The organism is Streptomyces sp. NBC_00306 (assembly GCF_036169555.1).
Taxonomy (GTDB): Bacteria; Actinomycetota; Actinomycetes; order Streptomycetales; family Streptomycetaceae; genus Streptomyces; species Streptomyces achmelvichensis.
This window is the reverse complement of record NZ_CP108032.1, coordinates 813,891-839,071: the sequence shown is the minus strand read 5'-3', so window position 1 is coordinate 839,071 and position 25,181 is coordinate 813,891. Positions and strand designations below refer to the sequence as shown.

At 71.0% G+C, this 25,181-nt stretch carries 23 protein-coding genes; 8 read left to right on the top strand and 15 right to left on the bottom strand.

Going from position 1 to position 25,181, the window contains the following annotated elements:
- Positions 1–28: 28 nt before the first annotated feature.
- The 4 genes from OHA05_RS03715 to OHA05_RS03700 all read right to left on the bottom strand — a co-directional run bounded on the left by OHA05_RS03715 (position 29) and on the right by OHA05_RS03700 (position 4,963).
- Positions 29–1,888 (bottom strand): alpha-galactosidase D, encoded by a 1,860-nt coding sequence (locus OHA05_RS03715; RefSeq protein WP_313947860.1) that lies wholly within the window; start codon positions 1,886–1,888, stop codon positions 29–31.
- Between the two features lie 7 nt (positions 1,889–1,895).
- Entirely contained in the window at positions 1,896–3,071 is a 1,176-nt protein-coding gene (locus tag OHA05_RS03710) for an ROK family transcriptional regulator (RefSeq protein WP_328859801.1), read from the bottom strand.
- 288 nt (positions 3,072–3,359) lie between these two features.
- Positions 3,360–4,319, bottom strand: a complete 960-nt coding sequence (locus OHA05_RS03705) for an ornithine cyclodeaminase family protein (protein WP_328859800.1) — start codon at positions 4,317–4,319, stop codon at positions 3,360–3,362.
- A 119-nt stretch (positions 4,320–4,438) separates the two neighbouring features.
- Entirely contained in the window at positions 4,439–4,963 is a 525-nt protein-coding gene (locus tag OHA05_RS03700; RefSeq protein ID WP_313947863.1) for a hypothetical protein, read from the bottom strand.
- A 268-nt stretch (positions 4,964–5,231) separates the two neighbouring features.
- Here OHA05_RS03700 and OHA05_RS03695 point away from each other — a divergent pair, with 268 nt between their 5' ends.
- Together OHA05_RS03695 and OHA05_RS03690 are read left to right on the top strand one after the other, a co-directional pair.
- On the top strand, positions 5,232–6,353 hold the full coding sequence (locus tag OHA05_RS03695) for an XdhC/CoxI family protein (protein WP_328859799.1): 1,122 nt from the start codon (positions 5,232–5,234) through the stop codon (positions 6,351–6,353).
- A 565-nt stretch (positions 6,354–6,918) separates the two neighbouring features.
- Entirely contained in the window at positions 6,919–7,170 is a 252-nt protein-coding gene (locus OHA05_RS03690; protein WP_413777856.1) for a DUF3253 domain-containing protein, read from the top strand.
- Between the two features lie 81 nt (positions 7,171–7,251).
- Here OHA05_RS03690 and OHA05_RS03685 read toward each other — a convergent pair whose 3' ends face one another.
- Positions 7,252–8,508, bottom strand: a complete 1,257-nt coding sequence (locus OHA05_RS03685; RefSeq protein WP_328859798.1) for an FAD-binding protein — start codon at positions 8,506–8,508, stop codon at positions 7,252–7,254.
- A gap of 150 nt (positions 8,509–8,658) precedes the next feature.
- Positions 8,659–9,111 carry an SseB family protein gene (locus tag OHA05_RS03680; RefSeq protein ID WP_328859797.1) on the bottom strand — a complete coding sequence of 151 codons (453 nt, stop codon included), beginning with the start codon at positions 9,109–9,111 and terminating at the stop codon, positions 8,659–8,661.
- A gap of 468 nt (positions 9,112–9,579) precedes the next feature.
- On the opposite strand from OHA05_RS03680, the gene OHA05_RS03675 reads away from it, so the two are divergent.
- The gene (locus OHA05_RS03675) at positions 9,580–10,005 is read left to right on the top strand and encodes an OsmC family protein (RefSeq protein ID WP_328859796.1); all 426 of its coding nucleotides are present in this window, start codon (positions 9,580–9,582) and stop codon (positions 10,003–10,005) included.
- Positions 10,006–10,076: 71 nt separating this feature from the next.
- On the opposite strand, the gene OHA05_RS03670 is transcribed toward OHA05_RS03675, so the two are convergent.
- On the bottom strand, positions 10,077–10,253 hold the full coding sequence (locus OHA05_RS03670; protein ID WP_328859795.1) for a hypothetical protein: 177 nt from the start codon (positions 10,251–10,253) through the stop codon (positions 10,077–10,079).
- 254 nt (positions 10,254–10,507) lie between these two features.
- On the bottom strand, positions 10,508–11,626 hold the full coding sequence (locus OHA05_RS03665; protein ID WP_328859794.1) for a sulfite oxidase: 1,119 nt from the start codon (positions 11,624–11,626) through the stop codon (positions 10,508–10,510).
- Between the two features lie 265 nt (positions 11,627–11,891).
- Here OHA05_RS03665 and OHA05_RS03660 point away from each other — a divergent pair, with 265 nt between their 5' ends.
- A complete protein-coding gene (locus OHA05_RS03660; protein WP_313947871.1) occupies positions 11,892–13,283 on the top strand; it encodes an FAD-binding oxidoreductase in 1,392 nt (463 codons plus the stop codon).
- A 43-nt stretch (positions 13,284–13,326) separates the two neighbouring features.
- On the opposite strand, the gene OHA05_RS03655 is transcribed toward OHA05_RS03660, so the two are convergent.
- The 6 genes from OHA05_RS03655 to OHA05_RS03630 form a co-directional block, all read right to left on the bottom strand.
- Positions 13,327–13,593 carry a hypothetical protein gene (locus tag OHA05_RS03655; protein ID WP_328859793.1) on the bottom strand — a complete coding sequence of 89 codons (267 nt, stop codon included), beginning with the start codon at positions 13,591–13,593 and terminating at the stop codon, positions 13,327–13,329.
- Positions 13,594–13,717: 124 nt separating this feature from the next.
- Positions 13,718–15,973 carry a transglycosylase domain-containing protein gene (locus tag OHA05_RS03650; RefSeq protein ID WP_328859792.1) on the bottom strand — a complete coding sequence of 752 codons (2,256 nt, stop codon included), beginning with the start codon at positions 15,971–15,973 and terminating at the stop codon, positions 13,718–13,720.
- Between the two features lie 260 nt (positions 15,974–16,233).
- Positions 16,234–16,653: a PPOX class F420-dependent oxidoreductase gene (locus OHA05_RS03645; protein ID WP_328859791.1), complete on the bottom strand. Its 420-nt coding sequence runs from the start codon at positions 16,651–16,653 to the stop codon at positions 16,234–16,236.
- Between the two features lie 150 nt (positions 16,654–16,803).
- The gene (locus OHA05_RS03640) at positions 16,804–17,193 is read right to left on the bottom strand and encodes a TraR/DksA family transcriptional regulator (RefSeq protein ID WP_328859790.1); all 390 of its coding nucleotides are present in this window, start codon (positions 17,191–17,193) and stop codon (positions 16,804–16,806) included.
- Between the two features lie 149 nt (positions 17,194–17,342).
- Positions 17,343–19,334, bottom strand: coding sequence for a SpoIIE family protein phosphatase (locus tag OHA05_RS03635; RefSeq protein ID WP_443043827.1), 1,992 nt, complete (start codon positions 19,332–19,334; stop codon positions 17,343–17,345).
- Between the two features lie 387 nt (positions 19,335–19,721).
- The gene (locus OHA05_RS03630; protein ID WP_328859788.1) at positions 19,722–20,825 is read right to left on the bottom strand and encodes a DNA glycosylase AlkZ-like family protein; all 1,104 of its coding nucleotides are present in this window, start codon (positions 20,823–20,825) and stop codon (positions 19,722–19,724) included.
- 273 nt (positions 20,826–21,098) lie between these two features.
- On the opposite strand from OHA05_RS03630, the gene OHA05_RS03625 reads away from it, so the two are divergent.
- The gene (locus tag OHA05_RS03625; protein WP_313947878.1) at positions 21,099–21,233 is read left to right on the top strand and encodes a hypothetical protein; all 135 of its coding nucleotides are present in this window, start codon (positions 21,099–21,101) and stop codon (positions 21,231–21,233) included.
- Positions 21,234–21,373: 140 nt separating this feature from the next.
- Positions 21,374–21,796 carry a hypothetical protein gene (locus OHA05_RS03620; RefSeq protein ID WP_328859787.1) on the top strand — a complete coding sequence of 141 codons (423 nt, stop codon included), beginning with the start codon at positions 21,374–21,376 and terminating at the stop codon, positions 21,794–21,796.
- 48 nt (positions 21,797–21,844) lie between these two features.
- On the opposite strand, the gene OHA05_RS03615 is transcribed toward OHA05_RS03620, so the two are convergent.
- On the bottom strand, positions 21,845–23,071 hold the full coding sequence (locus OHA05_RS03615) for an MFS transporter (protein WP_328859786.1): 1,227 nt from the start codon (positions 23,069–23,071) through the stop codon (positions 21,845–21,847).
- 149 nt (positions 23,072–23,220) lie between these two features.
- Here OHA05_RS03615 and OHA05_RS03610 point away from each other — a divergent pair, with 149 nt between their 5' ends.
- Both OHA05_RS03610 and OHA05_RS03605 read left to right on the top strand, forming a co-directional pair.
- A complete protein-coding gene (locus OHA05_RS03610) occupies positions 23,221–24,150 on the top strand; it encodes a LysR family transcriptional regulator (RefSeq protein ID WP_328859785.1) in 930 nt (309 codons plus the stop codon).
- Between the two features lie 114 nt (positions 24,151–24,264).
- Entirely contained in the window at positions 24,265–25,173 is a 909-nt protein-coding gene (locus OHA05_RS03605; RefSeq protein ID WP_313947882.1) for a GNAT family N-acetyltransferase, read from the top strand.
- Positions 25,174–25,181: the final 8 nt, after the last annotated feature.

The window sequence follows — 25,181 nt, the reverse complement described above, 5'->3', positions numbered from 1 at the left end:
GGGCGGTCAGGCGCCCCCGGCCGCCGGTTCAGGACCGCTGCTGCTGCGGGACGTCGATCCGGTCGATGTCGGGCGAGTAGCCGGAACCGCTGTCGAACGTGATCGTGTTGCTGCCAGCCTTCAGCGTGACGGGAACGCTGACCCTCTCGGCCGCGCCCCAGCCGCCGCTGGACGGGAAGTCCCAGGTGGCACCGGGCGACCCGTTCGCGCCGACCCGGATCTGCCGCGGGTCTCCGGAGGTGTAGGCGACGTTGAGGACATAGGTGCCGGCCTTCTTGACGACGACCTCGTTGAAGCGGAGCGAGCCGCCGACGTACAGGTTGCCGACCTTCTTGCCGCCCGAGCACTCGTCGCAGCCGGCGACGGACGCGCTGCCGGCGAGCGTGTTGGCCGGGGCCTCCGCCTCGTAGGCCGTCATCGCCGGCGCGGGTCCGCCCGGCTGTACGACGAACAGCCGTGAGCCATGGGCGGGTACGGCCTGGGTGATGCCGCCGTTGTACCGGCCGAGGTTCTCCTTGTTCCACACGTCGCGCACGGAAGCCCGGCCGCCGAAGCCGAGGCTGGACCAGTCGGCCGTGACCGCGGCCGGTGTGTCACCCAGGTTGAACAGGGCGACCGTGTACGTCCCGTCCGGGTTCTTCGCGCCCCACACCTGACTGTCGCCCGCAGTCACCGGCCGGGCCGCCGGTGAGGCCTGCTGATTGAGCTTCAGCACCTCGCGGTTGGTGAGGAGGGAGAGGCCGTAGGAGTCCAGCTCGGTGATGTCGTCACCCGTGTACAGCGGGGACTTGGAGATCGCCCACAGGGTCATGTAGCTCTGCCGCTCGGCCTTGGTCAGCCCGTCCATCGCGCCGTTGCCGACGTTCAGGGAGTCCAGGTCGTTGAACCCGCCGGGGCCCCCGTGCCGGGTCCACGCCGGGGTGTCGCGCCACCGGTCCTCGACGGAGTTGTCCCAGGTCACCAATGTGTTGCAGTAGCACTCGACATCGGTGTCGATACGCCAGCCGTTGGAGTACTTCTTCCAGTCGGCCACGTGGTTGACGTCCAGCGACCACGAGAGTTCGAGGTGGATGGGGCGCCCGGCGGTGGCGATGGCCTGCTTCCACGCGGCGATGTCGGCGCGGTTGTCGTAGTTGTCACCGCTCTTGAAGGAGCCGGGGCCGACGCCGTCGATCTTGAGGAAGTCATAGCCCCAGTCGGCGAACAACTGCGCCTGGGAGTCGATGTACTTCTGGGCGCACGCCTGCGAAAAGTCGATCTTGTAGGCGCTGTCCCAGCCGTTCGTGGTGCGCAGATCGCTGTGGACGATGTCGCCGGTGGTGCAGCCGGGGGCGTTCCAGACGGGCACCTTGCCCTCGCCGTAGGCCTCCTTCTCCAGGCCGACCGGCAGATAGATGCCCGCCTTGAGGCCCTTGCGGTGCAGGCGGTCGGCCACCGCCTTCATCCCGCTCGGGAACCGCTCGGGGTCGGCCTGCTGCCGGCCGTACGCGTCGAAGTGCGGCTTCCACTGCCAGTCGCGCCACCAGCCGGCGTCGATGTTGACGTACTCGTAGCCGTAGGGCTTGAGCTTGGCGGCCATGGCGTCCGCCTGCTTGAGCACGTTGGCCTCGGTCAGATAGCTGTAGTCACCCCGCGGGTTGAGGCCGGGGTACTTGCTGGACTGCATGGACCAGCTGGTCCATCCCATGTACGGCTTCTGCGCGACGGCGTCCTGCGCGGGGGCTTCCTGCGCACGTGCGTCCGGTGTCACGGCCGCGGGCGCGGCGGGGATCGTGGTGGCCGGTCTCTGGATCGATGCCGTGGGTCCGGTGGGAGGCGCGGCCGAGATGAGGGCGGTGGCGACGGCGAGTGCCACGGCTCCTGAGGTGAACGCTGCGGGGGACAGCATGGGGCTCCTATCGGGGTTCGGATCCGATGAACGTCTGAATCGCGGCGGCCGCGGCCCCCCGCGCCCATTCCTCGAAGGGCAGCGGACGGGTCGTCACCTCGCACCGGGCGGCGGCCCCGAAGGCCGCCGCTCCGAAGGCGTCACGAATGTGCTCGGCGAACAGGTCGTACGCCGCGAGTCCCTCGCCCGAGATGATCACGCGCTCGGGTCCGAGCAGATTGACCACGGCCCCGATCGCGCGCCCGATCGCCTCACCGGCCCGGGCGTACGCCTCCCGGGCGCCCGCGGCACCCGCATGGGCCAGTTCCAGGGCTTCGGCGGAGTCGGCCACCGGACGGCCGGTGTCCTCCCGGATGCGCCGCAGAATCGCGGAGTCCGAGGCGATCGCCTCGACGCAGCCGGTGTTGCCGCAGTGACAGACGGGCCCCTGCGGGTCGATGGGGAGATGGCCGATCTCACCCGCCACACCGTGCGAGCCTGAGACCACGCGGCCGTCGACCACGAGTCCGCAGCCGATACCGGCGCCGACCGTGACGACGGCGAAGTTCGCGCAGCCGACGCCCCCGCCGAACCACTGCTCGGCGATCGTCAGTGCGCGGACATCGTTGTCGACGGTCACCGGGAGCCCTGTCGCCGCCGACACCAGCTCGGCCAGCGCGATGTCGCGCCAGCCGAGGAAGGGGGAGTAGTGCACGACCCCGGCGGAGCGGTCGACGTCCCCGGACACGGCGACGCCGACCCCCTGCACAGCGACTCCGAGGCCCTGCGCCTCGGCGGCCAACCCCTCGGTCAGCGCGGCGATGAGCCCGATGACATCGGCCGGCCGCTGCGTGGTGAACGGTGCGTGGCGCGCGGTCCTGATGCGGCAGCACAGGTCCGTCAGTACGGCGATGACCTCGTCGCCGGTCACCTTGACGCCGATGAACAGGGCCCGGCCGCCGTCGACCTGTACGGGGTTGGCGGGGCGCCCGAGCGATGCGCGCATCCCGTCGCCCTCGGTCTCGATCACATAGCCCGCCTCGATCAGCGGGCGGACCGCCTTGGTCACGGCGGCGGAGGAGAGCCCGGTGCGGCGGGCGAGTTCGACCCGGGTGAGCGGGCCCTGGGAGAGCACGGTGATGAAGACGGCGGAGGCGGCCGGGGTGGCCACCGGGAACGTCTCCACACGGTACGTCGACGGCATGGCGGGAAACGTAGGTGAGTTAATTTCCGCTGTCAATAAAAGAAACCGAAACCGTGGGAAGAGATGCCGCCGGGGCGGTGAGGCCGTCAAATGCCTGGTCCGGGTGGTGAGTTGTCCGACGATGTGGGCGGCGCGGCCCGCGATACGCGGAACGCTCAGGTGCGTCCGCGATCTGCCCCGGGGCGGGCAGGGCCGGTGCGCACGCCCGGGACGGGCGGAGTGGTCCGACGGCCGAGTCGGTCAACGCCGCACAGTGCGCGGTCAGTGTCAACGCCGCACAGTGCGCGGTCAGTTGCGCAGGGCCTCGTACGCCACGCCGGCGAGGACCAGGTCCTCCCATGCCATCCCGACGCTCTTGAACAGCCGCGGACGGGAGCCGTCGACCCGCGCCTCACCGCGCGCGAGCCCGGCGAAGGCCACGAGTTCGTCCGCATCCAGCGCCCCCGACTCCACCGCGAGCACGACATCGCCGGCCTCGCGGAGCGCGGCGGACCGTGCCTCCACCACCACCATCGAGCGGCGCACGGTCTCGTCGTCCACCTCGCGTGCGTCGCGCTCGTGGGACCCGACGGCGACGACCGTCGCCCGCGCGGGCAGTGCCGATCCGTCGAACAGGGGCGTACGGGCGGTGGTGCAGCAGGCCACCAGGTCCGCCGTGGCCACCGCGTCCGCGGTCCCGGCCTCGACGGAGACGTCCGCTGCTGCCTCGTACTGCCCCAGGAAGCGCGCCAGCCGCTGCGGGTCGCGGCCGACGACCGTGATGTGCCGCAGCGGCCGGATCGCCCGCAGGGCCTCGACATGGCTGTGGGCCTGAGGTCCGGTTCCGAAGACGACCAGGCGTTGTGCGTCGGGCACGGCGAGCAGGTCGGCCGCGGCGGCCGACACCGCCGCGGTGCGTACGGCGGTCAGTGCGATCCCGTCGAGCACGGCGACCGGGCGAAGCGTCTCGGCATCGAACAGCAGATAGCTGCCCTGGATGCGGGGGAGTCCGCGGTCCGGGTTGGCCGGTGCGACGGAGGCGATCTTGACGCCCGCGTAGCCTGCGGCGTGCGACGGCATCAGCAGCAGCTGTCCGTGCTCGGCGGGGACCACGGACCGGGCGGGATCGGACTCCGGGTCCAGTCCGTCGCGCAGAGCCCGCTGGAGGGCGGCGATCGCCGACGCCATGGGCAGTGCGGTGCGTACCGCGTCGGCGTCGAGGAAGGCGATCGTGCCGTCGTTCATCCGGTCCTCCGGGGAGAGCTGCATGTCTGCCTGCGTGCATGTCTGCGGCGCGGCGGACGCCGGAGCGGCCGGCTCCGGCGTCGCACCCGGCCCGACGGGAACAGTCTCGCCCGCGTCGGGCCCCTTTCGCGACGGCACAGCCCTCAGGCGCGGTCGGGCCCCTGCTCCCGTACCTCCTCGACATGCCTGAGCGAGTCGCGCAGATCGGTCAGCCAGGTGTCCGCGTTGCGCTGGACCAGGCGGACGCACCAGGCGAGGGCATCGCTGCGGCTGCGGGCGACACCCGCGGCGATCAGTGTGTCCAGGAGCTGCCGCTCCGGCTGGCGCAGCCGGGTCATCGTCGGCGCCGAGACGGTGGTGAACATGGTCCGCAGGCCGCCGCACTCGACGCCCCATGAGACCTTGCGCCCGAACTTCCGCTCCGCCTGCCGTGCGACCTGCACCCGGTCGTCGCGGGTGCGCTCCCTGAACTCCGCGGCACGGCCTTCCCGCGCCGCTTCCCGTTCCGCGGGCGAGACGTCGTCGGCGAGCTCCGGCTCGGGTATCCGGCCGACGACGGTGATCTCCTCGCGGTCCACAGTCACTTCCAGGAGCTCGGCGAAGAGCCCGTCGGGCAGTCGCCCGGCGAACCAGCCCCGCAGCACCTGTTCCTGCTCTTGAGTGATCATGTAATTCAGATTACATCCGTGCTTTCGGCAGCGGGAGAGGGATCAGCCCAGGGCGTAACCGGCGCCGGGCGGCCTGGTGGATCACCGTCCGGCAACGGCTCGCGCACCCTGGCGGCCGGTCCTAAGGTGGCGACTGTGAGAGCGGAACGGCTGATCTCTGCTGCGCACGCCGCCGGGATGCCCGACACCCCGAGTCCCGTCGCGGCATCGAGCGGCGCCGGCACGGCCGCGCCCGAACGGCCGGCGGCCGTGGTGAGAGGTGCGGCCCATGCGTGAGATCCTCCCGACGCTCCGTCAGTGGTACGAGGCCGGTGCCACCTTCGGTCTCGCAACCGTCGTCGGCGTCAGCCGCAGCGCACCCCGGGGTCCCGGCGCGTCGATGGCGGTGGGGCCGGACGACCAGGTCGTCGGCAGCGTCTCCGGGGGATGCGTCGAGGGCGCGGTCTTCGAACTGGCCAAGGAGGTCGCCGAGAGCGGCCTGGCCCGGCTGGAGACCTTCGGATACAGCGACGAGGACGCGTTCGCCGTGGGCCTCACCTGCGGAGGTGAGATCACCGTCCTCGTACGCCCGGTGTCGGCGGCCACCGACCCGTCCTTCGGTGAGGTCGCGGCATCGGTCGCCGACCACCGCCCCGTGGTGGTCGCCACCGTCGTCGACGGCCCCGCCGCGCGGGGCGCGGCCCTCGCCGTGTGGCCGGACAGCGTGTCGGGCTCGCTGGGCTCCACGGGACTCGACGCCGCGGTCACCGACGACGCCCGCGGCGAACTCGCCCAGGGCGCGACCGGCCGACGCCACTACGGCCCGCACGGCGAGCGACGCGTGGACGACGTCACGGTCTTCCTGCACGCCTTCGCCCCACCACCCCGGATGCTGGTCTTCGGCGCCATCGACTTCGCGGCCGCGGTCGCGGGCATCGGAGCCTTCCTCGGCTACCGGGTCACGGTGTGCGACGCCCGCCCGGTATTCGCGGACCCACGACGCTTCCCCGACGGCGTCGAGGTCGTCGTCGACTGGCCGCACCGCTATCTGCGCACGACCGGGACGGACGACCGGACGGTGCTCTGCGTCCTCACCCACGACCCCAAGTTCGACGTACCGCTCCTGGAGGTCGCCCTGCGCTCACCGGCCTCGTACATCGGCGTCATGGGCAGCCGCCGCACGCACGATGACCGCATGGCCCGCCTGCGGGAGCGGGGCCTGACCGAGGACGAACTGGCCCGCCTCCACTCACCGATCGGCCTCGACCTCGGCGCCCGCACCCCGGAGGAGGTGGCGGTCTCGGTCGCGGCGGAGATCGTCGCCCTGCGCTGGGGCGGCACGGGCACACCGCTGGCGCGGACGGCGGGGGCGATTCACGGGGCACGGACGTCGGGGCTGAAGTCGGTCTGAGGGGGAGGCTCCTCCTGCTCGCGGCCGGCCCGGCGGCTCGTCATCCACGAGCTCCAGCCGACCCCGCAGGATGACGCGTCCGAGACCTCCGGAGCGAACACCGGGACCGCAAAGGGCAGTTGTCCTGATGTTCTCTCCCCAGGTGATGTCGTCGTCGATGGTCCACTCGACGTGATACTCACCCGGGTGGGGCGGCCGGATCTTTACACCACCGGACCCAGGCGTCGCCGAACGCCGTCCGTATCAGGGCAAGTCCTGGACTCCGGGGAGATGTCGCGAGCTCCATCATGTCGACCAGCATGGCTCGATCTTGAAGTATCGGCGTTGCGGCGGCGCGGGCGTACGTCGCGCTGACGTCGATGCCGGCGGCCAGGTGTCCGCAGTGAGGAGAGGTACGGGTGTGTCCAGCGAGGTGACGAGAACAACGCCTGAGGTGCATCGGAGCGCGTGGGATCAAGCCTTGCGGTCCATCTTCTGCGCGTACCCGCTCGTCCACCTGCTCCGCCACACTGCCACGTGTCACCGCCGGTGCCACACTGGCGGTGTGGCGGACAGTGAACGGCAGATGGACCGGCGTCTGGAGCGAGCCATCCTCGATCTGCTGGAGCGTCGCAGCCCGACTGCGAGCATCTGCCCCTCGGACGCCGCGCGGGCCGTGTACCGAGGGGACGACGACGGCTGGCGTGCGCTGATGGAGCCGGCCCGGGACGCGGCCCGGCGGCTGGTCGCCGCCGGCGAGGTGGAGATCACCCAGGCCGGACGCCCCGTCGAGCCGACAGAGGCCCGCGGCCCGATCCGCATCCGCCGCGCCCGTTGACGCACCTCAGGCGTGGCATTGCCCAGTTGCCGGGCTGCACGGTTGCGCCGTTCGTCGGCTCACGCTGCCTCGAGTGCCGGGTCAGCCGAGACCCGCCAGGCACCCCCGTACGAACGCATTGCGAAACGTCCCGGCCGGATCCAGCCTCCCCGCAAGCGCCGCGAAGTCGCCCACGTGCGGATAGCGCGCTCGCAGTTCCGCCGGCGGTACGCCGAAGACCTTGCCCCAGTGCGGTCGCGGCGCGAAAGGCGACAGGCGTTCTTCGACCAGGGCGACCACCGGCAGGACCGCCGCCGCGTCCGGGACCCAGGTGAAGTGGAAGGCGACCGTGTCGCGGCCCTGGGCCGGGCTGAGCCACTGGGTGTCGGCGGCGACCGTGCGTACCTCGCAGATCTGGAGGACGGGGGCCAGCGCCGTGCGCACGGAATCCAGCTGCCGCAGCGCGGCGAGTGCGTCGGCACGGGGGAGCAGGTACTCCGACTGGAGTTCGGCGCCGCTGCTCGGAGTGAACTCGGCGCGGAAATGCGGCAGTCGCTCGTGCCACGGCCCGGGTGCACCCAGCTGCGGAGTGCAGTTGACCGCGGGCATGCCGGGTACGGGATGCAGTTGTTCCGTCGCCGAGGCCGCCGAAGAAACGCCGGGCACGTCGAGAGGCGGTCCGTCGGAACGCCGTTTGAACCATGCCTGCGTGAAGCGTGACGCGCGCCAGTCGGTGAAGAGACTCACGCTGTACGCCGCCGAGCTCACGGCCTCGAAGTCCAGCCCCGCCAGCGGCAGATCGGTGAAGACGTGCTGACTCACGTCGAAGGCCGGCTCCAGATCGAGCGTGAGCGCGGTGACGACTCCGAGGGCGCCCAGTGAGACCACGGCGCCCTCGAAACCGGCGTCTCCGCGGCGCATCACGAGCGAGGAGCCGTCGGCGGTGACCAGTTCCACGGCGCTCACCGCCGATGACAGTGGCTGGTTGGCGCTGCCGGAACCGTGTGTGCCGGTCGCGACCGAGCCCGCCACCGAGATGTGCGGGAGCGAGGCCAGATTGGGCAGCGCCAGTCCGTGCCCGTGGACGAGCCGCGCCAGTTCCGCGTACCGCACACCGCCCCCGGCGCGCACCGTGCGGGCCGCCGTGTCGACCTCCACGGAGGACGGGAAACGCGTGAGGGACAGCAGCGTCCCGCCCGGACCGTCGACGTCGGCGATCGTGTTGAACGAGTGTCCGCTGCCGAGGACCCGCACCTGGGTGCTGCCGGCGACCAGGGTGCGCAGTTCGTCGAGCGATCCGGGAGTGTGCAGCTGAGCCGTCGAAAAGGTGATGTTCCCTGCCCAGTTGGTCACACCCATGCCCGCAGCCCTTCTGGAAGCCCTCTACGTCAGTGCGTTGCCGGGCATGCTCCCATGCGGTCGTACGGCCGGGCTCCGACCGGGTGCTCCGGCGCCGACGTGCTCCGCCGCCGCCCTCCTCGGCGTGCCGTTGTCTTCCGACGCGCCGTCCTACGCTGGTGCGCCGCCCTGCTCGGGCATGCCGGTCTGGCCGTTGCGCCGCGTGACCATGGGGAGCGCACGCACCAGGTCGGCCGGGAGGGTCAATCCTTCCTCGGAGGAAGGATTGACGGCGAGCCACAGGTCGTCCGCCGGCCAGTTGGCGGCCAGGTCGACGACAGGGATGCGCACCGCGCTCTCGGGGTCCCCGCCGACCGCCAGCAGCGCGTCCTCCGACGTGAAGACCGGGATGTACCGCGTGCCGTCCTGTTCGATCACCGGCAGTGCGATGGCACCCTCGGGACGTTCCTCCTCGCCTTCGGCCGGCGGCGCCTGCGGCAGCAGGGCCACGCTGTTCGCGAGATCGATGAGCGCGGCCTGCGTGTCCGCCATGTCCGCCGCGGACGGGGTCTCGTCGGGGGAAGGTGTCGGGGGCCCGTGCTCGTCGGGGGTCGAGGGGGTCATGGCCAGTCCTCTCGTCGGCGTTGCCTACCGCCCGTCCGCCGAATGCGGGTGGACGCGGTTTGCCTCAGTCGCCGCCGGATGCCGCCCAGCGGCGCGGGGCCGGGGGCGAGCGTGGCAATACGTCCAGGCTAAGCCGCCGGGCGCCGGGTGCGCAGTCGACGATCACCGCGTCCGGTGGGCCGGCGCCCCGCCCCACGGACCCGGCGGTCGACCCGCCAGGCAGCGCCTGCCCCTGAGGCTCGGGCGGCCACGTGCGCCCCAGCGGCCCGCGTACATCCCGCGGATCGGCCCCCGTCGCACATCCCGCGCACCCAGCCCCGGCGTACAGCTCGCGCACCGACGCCCGGGGTGCAGCCCGCGCACCGACGCCCGCCGAGTACGAGCGCCCCGGCGCGTCGATGGCCCGGTCCGGCCGTCGCAGGGCGGACGATCTGGGAGACGTCGTCCAAACACAGGAAGGCATTCTTCGTGGCCACCACACGCAACGCGCACACCGAGTGGGAAGGCGAACTGCTCAAGGGCTTCGGGGAGGTCACGTTCGACTCGTCGGGCATCGGCCACTTCCCCGTGACCTGGGCTTCTCGTGCCGAGGATCCCAACGGGAGGACGAGCCCGGAGGAGCTGATCGCAGCCGCCCACTCCAGCTGTTTCTCGATGGCCCTGTCGAACATCCTCACGAAGGCCGGTACGCCTCCGACGATGCTCACGACGAAGGCCGCGGTGACGTTCGAGCCGGGCCCCGGGATCACCGGCATCCACCTCACGGTGACGGGTCAGGTGCCGGGTACGGACGAGGCCGGCTTCAAGGCGGCGGCCGAGGACGCGAAGGCCAATTGCCCGGTCAGCAAGGCTCTCACCGGCACCACGATCACGCTCACCGCCGCGCTCGACTGACGCCGCGATCCCTGTGCCGCGCCGCCGCCCGCCGCCCGGGCGGCGGCCCGCCCCGGGCCGTGGGAAGGCCGTCAGAGAACCCACTTGTACTTGGCGCCGCCGACCCATCTCACCTGCGCGGGGTCGTCCAGATCGATGTGCTTCAGACCCGCGCTGTACGCCAGGTCGAGCAACTCCACGAGATCGCGGGCGATGCCGGCCAGTTCCCCGTTGATCTCGACGGAGCGGAACGGCGGGTCGCCCTGCATGACGGGGTGAACCACGATCGGCGGGGGCCAGGGGCTCCGCGGCTCATCCTCAGGGGTGGTCATCATGACCGACCGGGACGATTGGGCATCACAGCTCCCTGATGCAACCGTGGTTCATCGGACGCAGGGTGCGCGTACGCAACGCAAGGTGCGTGTACCAGGTCCATTTTAGAAGCGGCGCTGCTCACCGCACTTCGGGGCGCAGGGGGTCACCCGGAGCAGTTGCCCCACCGAGGTGGGCGCGTCGGCGCGGATCAGTCCGGAGGCAGGCACAGGACCGGAATCCGCTGGACGGCGTTGTTGCCGAAGCCGCCGCGGTTCCACGGCTGCGTCAGAGGCTGGACATGTCCCTCGGCGTCGCCGGCGCGGACGCTGAGCACGTACGTCCCGGGTGCGGCGTCCCACCACGTACGCCAGCGCCGCCACGCCCAGCCGTGTCGGCCCGGAGGGTCGACTTCCGTCGCGCGCCAGCTTCGGCCGTCGTCGGTGCTCACCTCGACCGCGGTCACCGGTGCCCTGCCGGACCACGCCCGGCCCTCCAGGAGGACGCGACCCGGCCTCAGCACGCGGGCACGGGACATGAAGTCCGGGAACCCCGGCGGGATCATCAGGGCCCGAGGGGCGATCCGGGTGACCGCCTCGCCGGGCTCGTCGGCCGACTGCCGGTAGCGGTAGGCCACCGCCTGCTGGAATCCCGTGAACGGCGTCGCGGTGACGTCGATGTCGCACAGCCATTTCACGTGCGCCATGCCGTACCAGCCGGGCACCACCAGCCGCAGGGGATGGCCGTGCTGCGGCGGCAGGGGAGAGCCGTTCATCTCGTACGCCACCAGCACCTCGGGGTCGTCGCCGGTGGCCACCGCCAACGGCAGGCTCCGCCGGTAGTCCTGCTCCACACCCCGCTCGATGCCGTGGTCGGCGCCGGTGAACACCGCCTCCACGGCATCCGCCGCCGGCCCCGCCTCGGCCAGGAGCACCCGCAGCGGTACTCCGGTCCAGTCGGCGGTTCCGACCGCCTCGACCAGCCACGGCTGGCTGACCGGTCGTGGCGAGAGGCGCGCGCGACCGTTGCCGGCGCACTCCATCGTCACGCGCTGGGTGACGGCCGGGAAGGACCGCAGGGCGTCGATGCCGAGGGCCAGCGGGGTGCGGACCAGCCCCTGCACGGTCAGCTCCCACTCCTCGGCAGCGGCGGCGGGAATGTCGTAGTGGGTCAGTACGTAGTGCAGTCCGGGCGGGGTGACGTCGTCGCGCATGGCTTCCAGCGGCAGCCCGTGGTTCCGGGCCGCGAGCGCCAGTTCCTCCAGGCCGATGCCTTCGCCGGGCCCGGCCACCCGTGCCGGACCACTGACCCGGCCGATGTGTCCGTCCATGACCCCATGGTGCTCTCCCACGGCAGTGCGGGCGCCTCGTGGGACGTGCGGGGTTTGCGGCGGTCCCCGGACGGCGGGACCCTGGACGTACGAGCCATGTGGACACCTGAGAGGCCCTGACCGCGCGTCGGTTGCGGGCCATGCCCCCGTCGGCGGGGACCACGACGGCGGGGCGTTCGGAAGCTGCGGCCGGGACGGCCGGAAGAGCCGGAAGAGCCGAAGGGCAGGCGGGTCACGGTCCGTGCCCCCGCCGGAGGAGATCGTGATGGACGACACCACTCTGGAAGCGATGCGGACAGCGCTGCGCGGTCCGGTCATCGGCCCGGACGATCTGGACTACGGGCAGGCCTGCAAGATCTACAACGGGATGATCGACCGCCGGCCCGCGGCCATAGCGCGATGCACGGACGTGGCCGATGTCATGGCCGCCGTCGATTTCGTACGCGACCACGGTCTCGAGCTCGCCGTGAGAGGCGGCGGCCACAGCGGTCCCGGACTGTGTCTGGTGGACGAAGGCGTCACCATCGACCTGGCGCCCATACGCTGGACGCACATCGATCCCGGCACGCGGACCGCCCTGGTCGGCGGCGGCAGCCAGCTCGGCGACCTCGACCACGCCGGCCACGCCTTCGGTCTCGCCACCCCCTCCGGCATCAACTCGACGACCGGCGTCGGCGGACTCACCCTGGGCGGCGGCCACGGCCACCTCACCCGCAAATACGGCCTCACCATCGACAACCTGGTCTCCGCCGACGTCGTCCTCGCGGACGGCAGCCTCGTCACCGCGAGCGAGAGCGAGCATTCCGATCTGTTCTGGGCGTTGCGTGGAGGCGGCGGGAACTTCGGCATCGTCACCTCGTTCCGCTACCGGCTGCATCCCGTCAGCACCGTGGGCGTCGCGTTCACCCTGTGGCCGGTTGAGCGGACTCGTGAGGTGCTGCGCTGGTACCGCGAGTTCCTGCCGCAGTCCGCCGACGACCTGAACGGCTTCTTCGCGCTGCTCTCGGTACCGCCCGGCCCGCCGTTCCCCGAGGAGATCCACGGACGGAAGATGTGCGGGGTGGTGTGGTGCTGGACCGGCGACCCGGACCGCCTGGACGAGGTGCTCCGGCCCGTGAACGACGCCGGGACCCCGGCCTTCCACTTCACGACGCCGATGCCCTACCCGGCGCTCCAGAGCATGTTCGACGACCTGCTTCCGAGCGGACTCCAGTGGTACTGGCGCGGCGCCTTCTTCGACCGCATCACCGACGAGTCCCTCGACGTCCATCTCCACTACGGTGAGAACCTCCCCACCCCTTTGTCGACCATGCACCTGTATCCGGTCGACGGCGCCGCCGGGCGGGTCCCGAGGGACGCCACCGCCTGGAGCCACCGGGACGCCATCTGGTCCGGTGTCGTCGTCGGCATCGACCCCGACCCCGCCAACGCCCCGGCGCTCAAGGAGTGGTGCACCGCCTACGAGGAGGCGCTCCGCCCGTACTCGATGGGCGGCTCCTACGTGAACTTCCTGGGCGAGGACGAGGGCCAGGACCGGGTCAGGGCCACCTATGGGGACCACTTCGACCGGCTGGCGGAGATCAAGCGGACCTACGACCCGCACAACCTCTTCCACGCGACCCAGAACGTCCGGCCCGCCGAACCGGCAGGCCGCTGACGGGCCCACGGTCCGGACGTTCCGGGCTCCGCCCCCGTCGCCGTCAGGTCAACCACACGACGAGCACGGCCGCGACGACCGTGGCGGCGGCCACGCACAGGAAGGCCGTCCGCACGGGTGCCACCAGGAGGTCGGTCACGGCCATCCGGAACCGGGCGTCCGGCGCGGGGACGGCACGCCCGTCTTCTGGGGCGGTGCACACGGCGCCGCCCTCGTCCTCTCCGCCGCACGGCCGTTCGTCCGGTGGCCGGGTGACGGTCACGACCGAAACTCCGGCCACGGGCAACGGGTCACTTTCCCAAGCGCTCATGCCGAATCAACCCCCCGGCCGGCCGAAAGGGCCCGGCACGCGTCCGATCCGCAATCCCGCCGTCACCGAGCCGTTAGCCGATATGGCGCCCAGGCTCAGTGCGGCGGGAACACCGGCCCTGCCGTCACGGCTGCTCGGGGGCGGGGAAGCGCAACACCTTCTGGTCCTTGAGAGCTTCGGTCATGTACGTCCGCCAGATCTCCGACGGGAACGAGGCGCCGTGGACCTTCTCCTGGCCACCCGTACCGAACATCTCCAGGAACGTGCCGTCGCGGTTCTTCTCGTCGTCGTCGAGGCGGTACATGTCGATGGCGGTCGAGAGCTGCGGGGTGTAGCCCACGAACCAGGCGGACTTGTTGCCGTCGGTCGTACCGGTCTTACCGGCGACCTCACGGCCCGGCAGCCGCGCGTTCCGGCCGGTGCCTGCGTCGTTCTCGACGACATCCTTGAGCACGTCGGTCACGGAGCCGGCGACCGCGGCGGGGAAGGCCTGCTTGGACTCGTCCTTGTGCGCGTGGACCACCCTGCCCTGCCGGATCACCTTGGTGACGGAGTACGGCTCACGCTGCTTGCCCCCATCCGCGAAGGTGCCGTAGGCCCCGGCCATACGAATGGCGCTGGGCGAGGAGGTACCGAGGGAGAACGAGGGGACGTCCGACGTGTTGAGCGAGTTCTCGAGAAGGCCCGCGTCGACGGCGGCCCGGCGGACCGAGGGGATGCCGACGTCCATGCCCAGCTGAACGAACGGTGAGTTCGCCGAGCGGATCATGGCCTCACGCAGCGAGACGTTTCCGTACGACTCGTTGCCGTCGTTCGTCTGCAGCCACTCCTTGCCCTCCGCGGTCAGCCACACCGAGCCGTCATAGTTCTTGATCTTGAGCTTGTCCTGGCCGCTGTAGACGTTTGTGTCGGGATCGACGGGCGTACGCTCGGCACTTCCCTGAGTCGCGCCGCCCTGCGGGTCGCGCACACCGTCGCGCAGCGCCGCCGCCAGGACGAAGGCCTTGAAGGTCGATCCGACCGGGACGCCGGTCGCGTCGGCGTTGTTGGTGAAGTGCTCGGTCGCGTCCTCACCGCCGTAGACGGCGACGATCGCACCGGTCCGCGGGTCGACCGACGCGCCGCCGAACTGGACGTGGGTGTCCGTCTTCGGCCGCTTGTCGGGCTTGATGTTGGCTTCGCGGACCTTCCGCACCGCCTTCTCGAGCTGGTCGACCTTCTTCTTGTCGAAGGTGGTGTGGATCTCGTAGCCGCCGCGCGCCAAGTCGTCCGAAGTCAGGTCGAGGGTCCGGTCCTTGAGGACGTTCGCCTTGGCGAGTTCGACGAGATAACCGACCTGTCCGCCGAGCTGGGTCCCCTTGGAGATGGACTGGGGCATCGGGAACGAGGGGTACTGCGCCCGCTCGGCAGCACTCAGATGCCCGTCCTTGACCATCTCGTTCATGACCCACTTCCAGCGGTCGGTCACCCGCGCCAGATTGGCCTCCGGTGTCGCCGCCGGATCGACGTCCACGGAACCGGCCGGATCGAAGTACACCGCGCCCTTGAGCAGCGAGGCGAGGAAGGCGCACTCGCTGGGGTTCAGGGCCTTGGCGTTCTTCCCGTAGTACGTACGGGCCGCGGCCTGGATCCCGTAGGAATCCCGCCCGTAGTAGGCGGAGTTGAGATAGCCGGCCATGATCTCCGACTTGTCCATGTCGGCGCCGACCTTGATGGAGACGAACAGCTCTTCGACCTTACGGCTCACGCTCCTCGGCTGGTCGCCGAGCCGGGTGTTCTTCACATACTGCTGGGTGATGGTGGAACCGCCCTGGGTCTCACTGCCCTTGGCCATGTTCACCACGGCGCGGCCGATCCCCATGGGGTCCACGCCCGCGTCGGTGCGGAACGTCTTGTTCTCCGCCGAGATCACCGCGTTCTGCATGGCCTGCGGGATCTGATCGATGCCGATGATCTGGCGGTTGATCTCTCCACCGGTGGCGGCCATCTGCGTGCCGTCGGCCCAGTAGTAGACGTTGTTCTGCGCCTCGGCCGCGCTGGTCGGGTCAGGGACCTCCACCAGTGCGTAGGCGACGGTCGCGGCCCCCACCGTTGCGGTGACGACGGCGAAGGAGGTGCCGACGACGAGCCGCCACGAGGGTATCCAGCGGCGCACCCCGCCCTTGTCGCGACGGGGGTAGTCGATCAGGCGCTTCTTGTCGGCATGTGCGTCCGTGTCGCGGTCGGCCTTGCCGTCGCCGCCCTCGACATCTCCCCGGCCACCGTCGCCTTCGGCGTGGCCGGTGTCCGTCCCGTCCTCGGGGGCCAATCCGGGACGACGGCGGTCGTCCGTGTTCTCGCCGTCGGGGGACTGGGGCCCATCGGGACGGTTCTGGGTCATCGAACGGACACTCCTCCGGGAGGCGAATGTGAAAGCCGGCCGCGCAACTCCCGGCGCAACCATCACGATTGCCGGAACGTTGGCATGGCGGCGCGGCACACAGTACACGCCGGTCAGGAGAGTGCCCGGAGGGTTTGTCGGGAGACGAAACCGGCCGTGCCGGAGGGACATTCGAAACCTCGACGGGAACACATGCTCGTTCGTGTGCTCGACGTGAACGCCGGAGGTTCCTCATCGCACCGGTCGCGGCCGGTCGCCCATCACCCGGGCCGGCTGTTGTCCTTCAGGGTGCCCCACCCGTGCCAGCGGTCGATCTCGATCCATGCGCTGAACCGGCGGCGGTCCCGCTGCGGGTACGGCTTGCCGAGGTACTGCTGGGCCAGCCGGTCGATGTCGAGCAGCTCCTTGTCCTCGACGAGCTCGGCGACGCGGCCGATGATGCTGAGGTGGGTGTACCAGTTGCCCTCGTCGAGCACGGTGAGCGAGACACGCGGGTCGTTCCGCACGTGCTCCAGGCGCTTGCGACCCTCGTCCATGTTGATCAGCACCCGGCCGTCGTCCCACAGGTACCAGGTGGCCGTGGACACCGGCTGGCCGTCCGAACGCAGGGTCGTGACGACTGCCGGGTTGGCCTTCGTCAGCATGGCGACTGCTTCGTCGGGGAGCGGTGGCTTCGACATGGGACACCTTCCGTCAGGCGTTGCTGAAGTCGTACGGACGGTCATCGGCATGATCGTCCGAACCGGGCGTTTCGAGGCTTTTCGGCCGCCATGACCTTTCTACATGTCGAGCCGTCGCGCCACTGCATCCCTCTCACACAGTGATACGCATCAGCGGGCGGCTTTGTTCGCGCAGGTGATGCACACCGTGGCCGTCGGGCGCGCGGCGAGCCGCTCCGGAGCGATCGGGCCGCCACAGCGCTCGCAGACCCAGTAGGCGCCCGTGCGCACCCGCTCCGCGGCCCGGTCGAGGTCGTCCAGATCCGCCCGTGCCCGGGTGAGCATGTCCCGCAGCTGGGCACGCTCGAAGGCGACCGTGGCGCCCTCGGGGTCGTGCTCGTCGTCGATGTTGGTCATGGTCGACGCTTCGACGACGCCGTCCCACAGGCGCGTCAGGGAGTCGATCAGCCGCCGACCACTGGCGCGGGCGTCGTCGATCAGCTCTGCCGCGGCCTTCCGCTGGGCGGGTGAGCTCGCGGCCGCTCCGGTCTCGTCCTCCATGCCGGGGCAGAACAAACCGGATCAGCCGCTCATTCCGGTGTGTGCCATTCGTGCCGTCCCTGCCGTCCCTGCCGTCCCTGGCGTCGCCGTGTGCGGCAGCCGCCCGGCGTCGTCCTCGGCGCCCCGGAGGCTTTGGCGGCCCGCTCACCTCACCGCTCAGCTGCGGTGCTCCGCACACGGGCGAGGACGAGGACGGTGTCGTCGATCGGCGGATCGGGCAGCAGGCGCGACAGCATGCGGTCCGCCATCGTTTCGAGCTGGTCCGAGAGCTGGCTCAGTTCCGCGCAGACGGCGGCCAGGCCCTCTTCGATGTCGTGGCCGCGGGCCTCGACGAGGCCGTCGGTGTACAGCGCGAGAATCGCGCCGTCCGGGATATCGGTCTCGATCGTCCGGAATGGGTGACCGCCCACGCCCAGCGGCACGCCCAGGACCTCGCCGAGGATCTCGACCGTGCCGTCGGGGTGCCGTACGAGGGGCGGCGGGTGGCCGGCATTGGCGATACGGGCTCGCCCTGTCGCGGCGTCGTACGAGACGTAGAGGCACGTCGCCAGCTCGATGCCTGCCTCCTGGGCGCAGGCGTCGAGTTCGGCGAGCAGGTCCGCCGGCTCGTGGTTGTGCCTGGCCAGTGCCTTGGCGGTGATGCGCAGCCGCCCCATGTCCGCGGCGGCCCGAACGCCGTGTCCCATCACGTCACCGACCACCAGCGCGACGCGGTCGCCGGGCAGATCGATCACGTCGTACCAGTCACCACCCACCTCGGTGACCTGGCTGCCGGGCACGTAGCGGTGGGCGACCTGCACATGAGGGCTGGTCGCCAGCGCGCTCGGGAGCAGTGCGCGCTGGAGGGTGAGGGCGATGTGCTGCACCCGGCTGTAGAGACGTGCGTTGTCCAGGCACAGAGCGGCCCTGGAGGACAGCTCGCCGGCCAGGCGGAGGTCCTCGTCGGTGAAGGCCGGCCTGGCCGCGGAGCGTCCGAACATGGTGATGCCCTGGACGGTGCCGCGGGCGATGAGCGGGGCGATGACGAGGCCGGTCAGGCCGCTGTCCCTGAGGAGCTGGGCACGCGCCCGGTGAATGACGGTCCGGGTCATGAAGTCGTCGTCGACCGGGACGTAGAGGGGGCGCCCCGACATCAGTGTCCGGTGGATGGAGGAATCCGGTGGGTAGGTGACACGGTCCAGCCCGCCCACGAGCTCGCCGGCGGGTGGGGCCAGGACCGTGCCGGAGGCGATTCTTCGGGTGACGAGCGGCTGCTGCGGGTCGAACAGCGCCCGCTCGTCCATCCACTCCACGACTTCCACCACGGCGGCGTCGCAGAAGTCGGGAATCGCGGCGGCGACCACCTCCCGGGCGGTGACATCCACATCCAGGGTGGTACCGATCCGCGCGGTGGCCCGGGCCAGCAGAGCCAGACGCCGACGAGCGGCACTGGCCTCCATGATGGCCTGCTCCCGCTCGGTCACATCCACCATCAGGCCGCCCACCCCGGACCGTGTACCGACCGCGCCGCTGAGCGGGAAGAGGCTCACCGACCGCACCTGGTCCAGATCCGGGTGACCAGGGGTACGCAGCCCCACGAGAACACCGGCGACAGTCCGTCCCTCTTCGGCGACCGAGCGCAGCATCCGCAGATAGGCGCCGCCGTCGGAGGTGATCATGATGTCGTCCATCGGCCGTCCGATGTGCTCCTCGATGGACACCCCGTCCATGTCGGCGAGGGCCTCATTGAGGTGGACGTACCGCAGTTGGTCGTCGAGCATGACCAGGCCGATGGGGGTCGTCTCGAAGAGGGAATCGAGAAACGCCAGATTGGTCTTCACCCGATCGAGGACGTCACTGCGGCTGGCCAGCGCCAGGACCATCGACGTGCTGTCGGTACCGACCACGCGGAAGGCCCGGAAACCGCAGTCGAAGACCTCGCCGTTCCGGTGCCGGGCCGGCAGCCGCCCGCGCCAGTACCCCAGCGTGCGGCCGTGTTCCGCCAGCCGGACCGAGGGGCCGGGGGAGTCGTCCGGGCCGTCGGAGAACAGTACGGCGGCGGCCTTGCCCAGCACCTCCGCGGAGTCGTGCCCGAAGAGCCCCTCGGCGCCCGGCCCCCAGTAGCAGATGCGGTTGTCCTCGTCGATGCCGAGGACGGCCACGGGCACGTGTTCAAGAAGCGACCCGGGCTCCGACCAGAGCGGTCCAGGAGCCCGATCATCCTCCGAACGGTCTGACGCCACTGACGTCGCCTTCCACTCGCGGCACACAGCGTCTCGCCCGGTACCCCGACAGGCGGGTCGAGGTGCCGAGGGTCTTTCCCCACCAGTGTGCCGACATCAGGGCGGCTCCGCCGTGCCAGGAGGGGGCGCCCGGGCGGCCGGGCCGGTCTGCGACGCAGTCGCGGGCGCAGGGATCTCGACGCCGCGGGCCCCGGCCGCCGGGGCGAGGTACGGGAGCGCTCGGCGGGCCGTCGCCGAGTCGTACGGACAGGCGAAAGGCGTGCTCGTGACCGGCTGTCCCACAAGGCCTCGCGGGGCAGCGACGCCCTACGCGAACCGCAGCCGGACGTCTCTCGCGCCGCGGGCCGCGGCCACGGTGTCCGCCTCGGCCTCCACGGCCTTGCGTACGGCTGCGGACAGCGGCCCGAACGGCGTGACCGTGAGGTCGAGCCTGCGGCCGGCGGCCTTGGCACGCCAGGTGCCGGCGATCTCCGAGCCGGTCAGGAGGACGCCCGGGCCGCCGATCGCCCGCCAGATCTCCTTCGCGCGGTCCTTGTCGGGCACCAGAAGACTCCGGTCCCGCGCCTGGAGGAACGGATCACCGGGCGGCAGCAGGCGGACGAGCCCCCGGAACGTCGACGCGAACTCCGACTCCGCCGATACCAAGGCGTCGAGATCGCGCTCGGGCAGCCAGGACGTCCGTCCCTCGATCCGCACCTCGGCGAGGTCGTCCGGCCACAGCCCTTTCACCACGGCCGGCTTCGTGCCGAGGTACTTCGCCACCTCGGCGGGTGTCGCGGGGCCGAGGTGGCGCAGATACGCCCGCACCAGCCCGGCGGTGCCCGATGCCTCGGCCGGCACCGGGAACCCGTGCTCCAGCGGAGCGAGAACGGTCCGGCCCCCTTCCACGCCCACCCCGGTCGCACCGAAGAGCCCGGCCTGCTGGAAGAGCAGCCCGGAGATGTGCTGGGCACCGCACCGCTCGCACCAGTACGTCAGCGACGGGGGCACGGCGGCGCTGACCGCGGTACTCACCTCGCCCTTGGCCATCGGGGTGGTGACCGTGTCGCGGAACGCCTCGGCGGTGAGGCGGAAAGCCTCGACCCCGAGCCGCGCCCCCTCCTTGATCACGGCGGTGTCGATCCGCGCTGTCGCGTCCGTGTCGCCGACCGGCCAGAGCGCCGTGGCGAGACCGGGAAGACTCGCGCGGCTGTGCAGATGCGGCGCGCCACGGAACGACCACACGAGCTCCAGCCCCTCGGCGGACGCACTGCGAGCGGCGAGCGCCAACCGGGCAGAGCCGTAGGGAGTGTCCTGCACGCCGAGGTCGAGCACCCCCGGTGCGGCGGAGGCCCGGTCGAAGCCATGAGCCGCCACCCGATGGGCGAGCACCTGCTCCCGCCGGACCTCGATCCGCTGCGCGCTGCTCACGACGACGGCCCCCTTCGTACGTCCTGTCCGTACCGTATACGCGGTTCAGCGGAGGGGCAGGGCACGCAGGCGTGTAGATCATCCGATAACAAGCCCTTTGAGGCCCTCCTCGCCTCACCTCGGTGACGACAAGAAGGCGGCAACGGGGGAGGGGTGGAACTGCGCGGCGTTACGTCCGCGTTGCCCGGCGATGCACGGACCGGCGGGACGCCCGTACCGCTTCCCCCTGCCACCCCTCTCGGACTCGCGGGGCCGGTCCGTAGGATCCGGCGCATGGCCTCTCCGCGTATGCGCCACGCCGGTCGCGTGACCCTGATCGTCCTCGCCGCTGTCGTGGACGTCCTGTCAGTTGTCTTCAGCCGTAGCAGCAAGGGCGGCGGCGGGTCCGCCGATTCGGGCGACGACTGACACCGGGAATTCGGCTCCCGCCACCGGGGCTCATGACCGTTCGTGCCGTACCGCACGTGCTTGGATCTTCGGATGTCGGATCCCTTGCCCGAGGGACGGCAGGAACCGAGAGCACGGGAACGGGACGTATGCGAACGTCGATGACCGCTGTGGCACTGCTCGTGGCCGTGGCACTGACGGGCTGCGAAGGCGGCGGGACCACGCAGGACGAGAATCGCGGCAGGAGTGACGCCTCACGGAGTGCCTCGCCGTCGCCCGCCGAGGCGGCCGAGTCCCACGAGGTGACCCTGGCGGTCGAGGGGCTGGGCAAGGTGCCGATCACCTACCGTGCCGAGACCAGCGGTTTCGCCGAGCAGACCCTGCCGTGGCGGAAGACGGAGACCGTCCGGCTCTCCGCCGCGGAACAGAAGGCGGGTTATCCGGTGTCGATCGTCCCGGGGGCCATCAAGTCCGTCGACGGTACGCAGAAGCCGGCCCCCTGCTTCATCACGGTCGACGGCAAGGCGGTCGCGGACAACGACGGCGGACAGACCCTGAAAGGCTGCTCGTTCACGATCAGGTAGCGGGCGAACCCGTAGGGGAGCGGGCCGCCTCGGCCCGCTCGGCATGTATCACCGCGCCCGGTCTGCCGTGAGGCTCTGACGGGGGAGCAGCAGCGGCGTGGCCAGCATGAGAAGGCCCGCGATCGCGAGTGCTGTGCGCGGCCCGGTGAGGCCGGCCAGCAGGCCCCACAGGGCGGTCAATGCCGCGATGGTGGCCTTGCTGGTGACCGACCAGGCGGACAGCGTGCGGGCGATGCGATCCGTTTCGATGTGGTCGAGTCGGTACGTGACGAACACCGGGTTGAAGACTCCCATGCAGGTGATCAGCCCGAGCTCGACGGCCATGACGAGCAGGAGCCCGGCAGCGCCGGGGCCGGTGAAGGCAAGCGCGAGCAGCCAGCACGCCCGCAGCCACCCGGATGTGAGCAGGACCCTGTGCGACCCGTACCGCGCGACGAGGCGGCGGGCCAGCCGTGAGCCGATCAGCCCGCCGATGCAGGGCGCGGCGAAGGCGAGGCCGTACTGCCAGGGTGCGAAGCCGAGTTGACCGAGCATGAGGACGGCCAGCAGCGGTGAGGTCGCCATGATCAGGCCGTTGACGAGGACCGTGTTGAAGAACAGGGGACGAAGGGCCGGCTCGGCCAGGATGTGCCGCCATCCGTCGAGGACATCGCCGGCGCGGAGGCGGGGCCGCGCACCGGCGCCTGCGGGAGGTGCCTCCTTGCTGCCGATCGCGCGGATGGCCGCCGCCGACAGCAGGTGACTGACCGCGTCCGCGAGCACGGTCATCACGGGACCGAACAGCCCGATCGCGGCTCCGCCGACGGGCGGTCCGAGCATGGTGGCGGTCCATGTCGTGGCCTCGAACCGTCCGTTGGCGACCAGGAGGTCCTGCGGCGGCACGAGTGACGTGAGGAATGCCCCACCGGCCGCCCCGAAGGTGATCTCGGCGGCGGAGACGACGACGGAGACGACGAGCAGCTGGACGAAGGTGAGCAGATCGAGGGCGTACGCGACGGGGATGCTGATCAACGCGGTGAAGCGGGCCAGGTCCATCGCGATCATGACGGGGCGCTTGCGGCGGAAGTCCACCCACGGCCCGAGCGGCAGCGCCACGGCCGCGCCGACCGCCAGGCCCGCGGCGGCCAGCGCCGCGACCTCCGCCGCCCCGGCGTGCAGCACGAGGATCGCGATCAGGGGGAAGGCCCCGAACGCGAGCCGTGTGCCGAAGGTGCTGATCGCGTACGCGGACCACAGCCACGCGAACTCCCGGCCCAGCGACCGCCTGGCGCCCATGCCCAGCACACCCCTCGCCGCCGCTCCCCGACACCCTCGTTCGACCGGTCCCATCAAAGCCACCAGTGGGTCCGCGCATCAAACAACCGCTCGGTTCGTGAGGTACAACCAGAAGTTGTACTCCCAGCGCACGGCCTAGGATGTGCGGCGTGGATCTCCAAGCCGTACGCACGTTCGTCGCCGTCGCGGACGCCGGGCAGTTCCAGGAAGCGGCCGCGGATCTGTCGATCACGCAGCAGGCCGTCTCCAAGCGCATCGCGGCGCTGGAGAAGGCCCTGGGCGTCCGGCTGTTCACGCGTACGCCGCGTGGTGCCCGGCCGACCCTCGACGGGCAGGTCTTCCTGCCGCACGCCCGTGATCTCCTTCGTGCCGCGGAGAGAGCTGCTGCTTCCGTACGGCCCGGCAGTCGCGCGCTGCGTGTCGATGTGATCGGCCGACGGCTTGCGCCGGCAGGTCTGATGCGCTGCTTCCACCGTGCCCATCCGGGGGTCGCGCTCGACGTGGTGACGCTCTTCGACGCCGACGCGGCGATCGCCGCCGTCCGGAACGGCACGATCGACGCGTCGTTCCGCGCTGTCACCCTGCCCGCCCGGCAGCTTCCCGAAGGCGTCGAGACCGTCCGGGTCTTCGACGAGCCACTGCACCTTCTCACCGGGCCGGGTCATGCGCTGGCCACTGCGTGCGCGGTCGCACCCGCACAGCTCGCGGGGCACCGGATCTGGATGCCCGGCATCGTCGCCGGTACCGAGTGGGCGGCCTACTACGAGGACCTCGCCGCCGCCTTCGGGCTCACCATCGAGGCGACCGGCCCCGATTTCGGCACCGAGCCGCTCCTCGAAACGATCGCCGACTCCTCGGTGCTGGCGACCTTCGTGGGTGAACAGACCGAGTTCGTCCGGCCCGCCGGTGACGACCTGCGGCGCGTCTTCGTGCGCGGACCCACGCCGGTCTATCCCCACTCACTGATCTGGCGCAGCGACAATCCGCATCCCGCGCTCACCGCACTCCGCGACCATCTCGGCTCCCTCCGGTCCGGCCACCGCCATGGCGAGACGTGGACACCGCAGTGGGCGCAGTGATCCCGCAGGCGTCGCGGGCCGGTTCCACGAGGGCGGTGGACCGCTGCTCGGCCGCGAACTGCCGGGAGGGCTCGATCCTGGACAGAACGGGTCGTCCCGGTCAGGGTCGTCACTGTGAGCCCTCACCTGCTCGGCCCGACGCTGCGTCCCTTCACGTCCGCGGACCGAAACGCCGTCCTCGCCCTGGTCGATGACGACCGGATGGGCGGTCAGCCGGTCTCGACCCCGGCGATGCTCGACGAGGCCCTCCAGGGCCGCTCGTCCGTCGACGCCGGGTGGTGGGCGGAGTTGGAGCCCCCGGACGTCGTGGTGGCCGAGGACACGGACGGAGTCGTCGTGGGTGTGGCGTCCTACGCCCTGCGGCTCAAGGACGACACGGGCCAGTTGCTGTGGCTCCACTGCCGGGAGGACGCGCGGACGGCCGATGCGCTGGTCCGCCATGCCCTCGCCGCCTTCGGGACGCGTGAGGCGCATGCCTTCAGCTTCGCGTCGGCTCTTTCCCTGGGTCTGGAGGCATTGCCGGTCCTGCACCGTCCGGCGACGGCGGAGGCGCTTCGGCGGGCCGGGTTCGCCGGGGAGCGGCTGTGGCGGTACATGCTGGCCGCGCTGCCCGTCGACGGCATGCCGCGGTTGCCGGACGTGCGGGTGGGCCACGAGCCGGGGGACCGGCAGGCGTGGCGACTGGAGGCTCACCGGGACCGCCGGGTGGTGGCCGAAGCCGTCGTGGGTTCTCCCGTACAGGGGACCGGTGTGCTGCGCTGGATCGGCGTCCTGCCCGACCTGCGCGGCCGGGGCCTGGGCCGTGCGATGCTCGGCAACGCTCTCGGTGTGCTGACCGAATGCGGAGCCGACAAGGTGGTCCTGTACGTGGACGACGACGCGGCGGCCGGGGACGAGCGGGACCGTACGGCGGCGATCTCCCTGTACGAGTCGGTGGGTTTCGCGGAGGTGGACCGTCTGTACTCCTACTCCCGTCCGCGTGACCCCGGAACCGACGGGATGCCCGCGCCGAAGGCGTCGTAGCCGCGCCC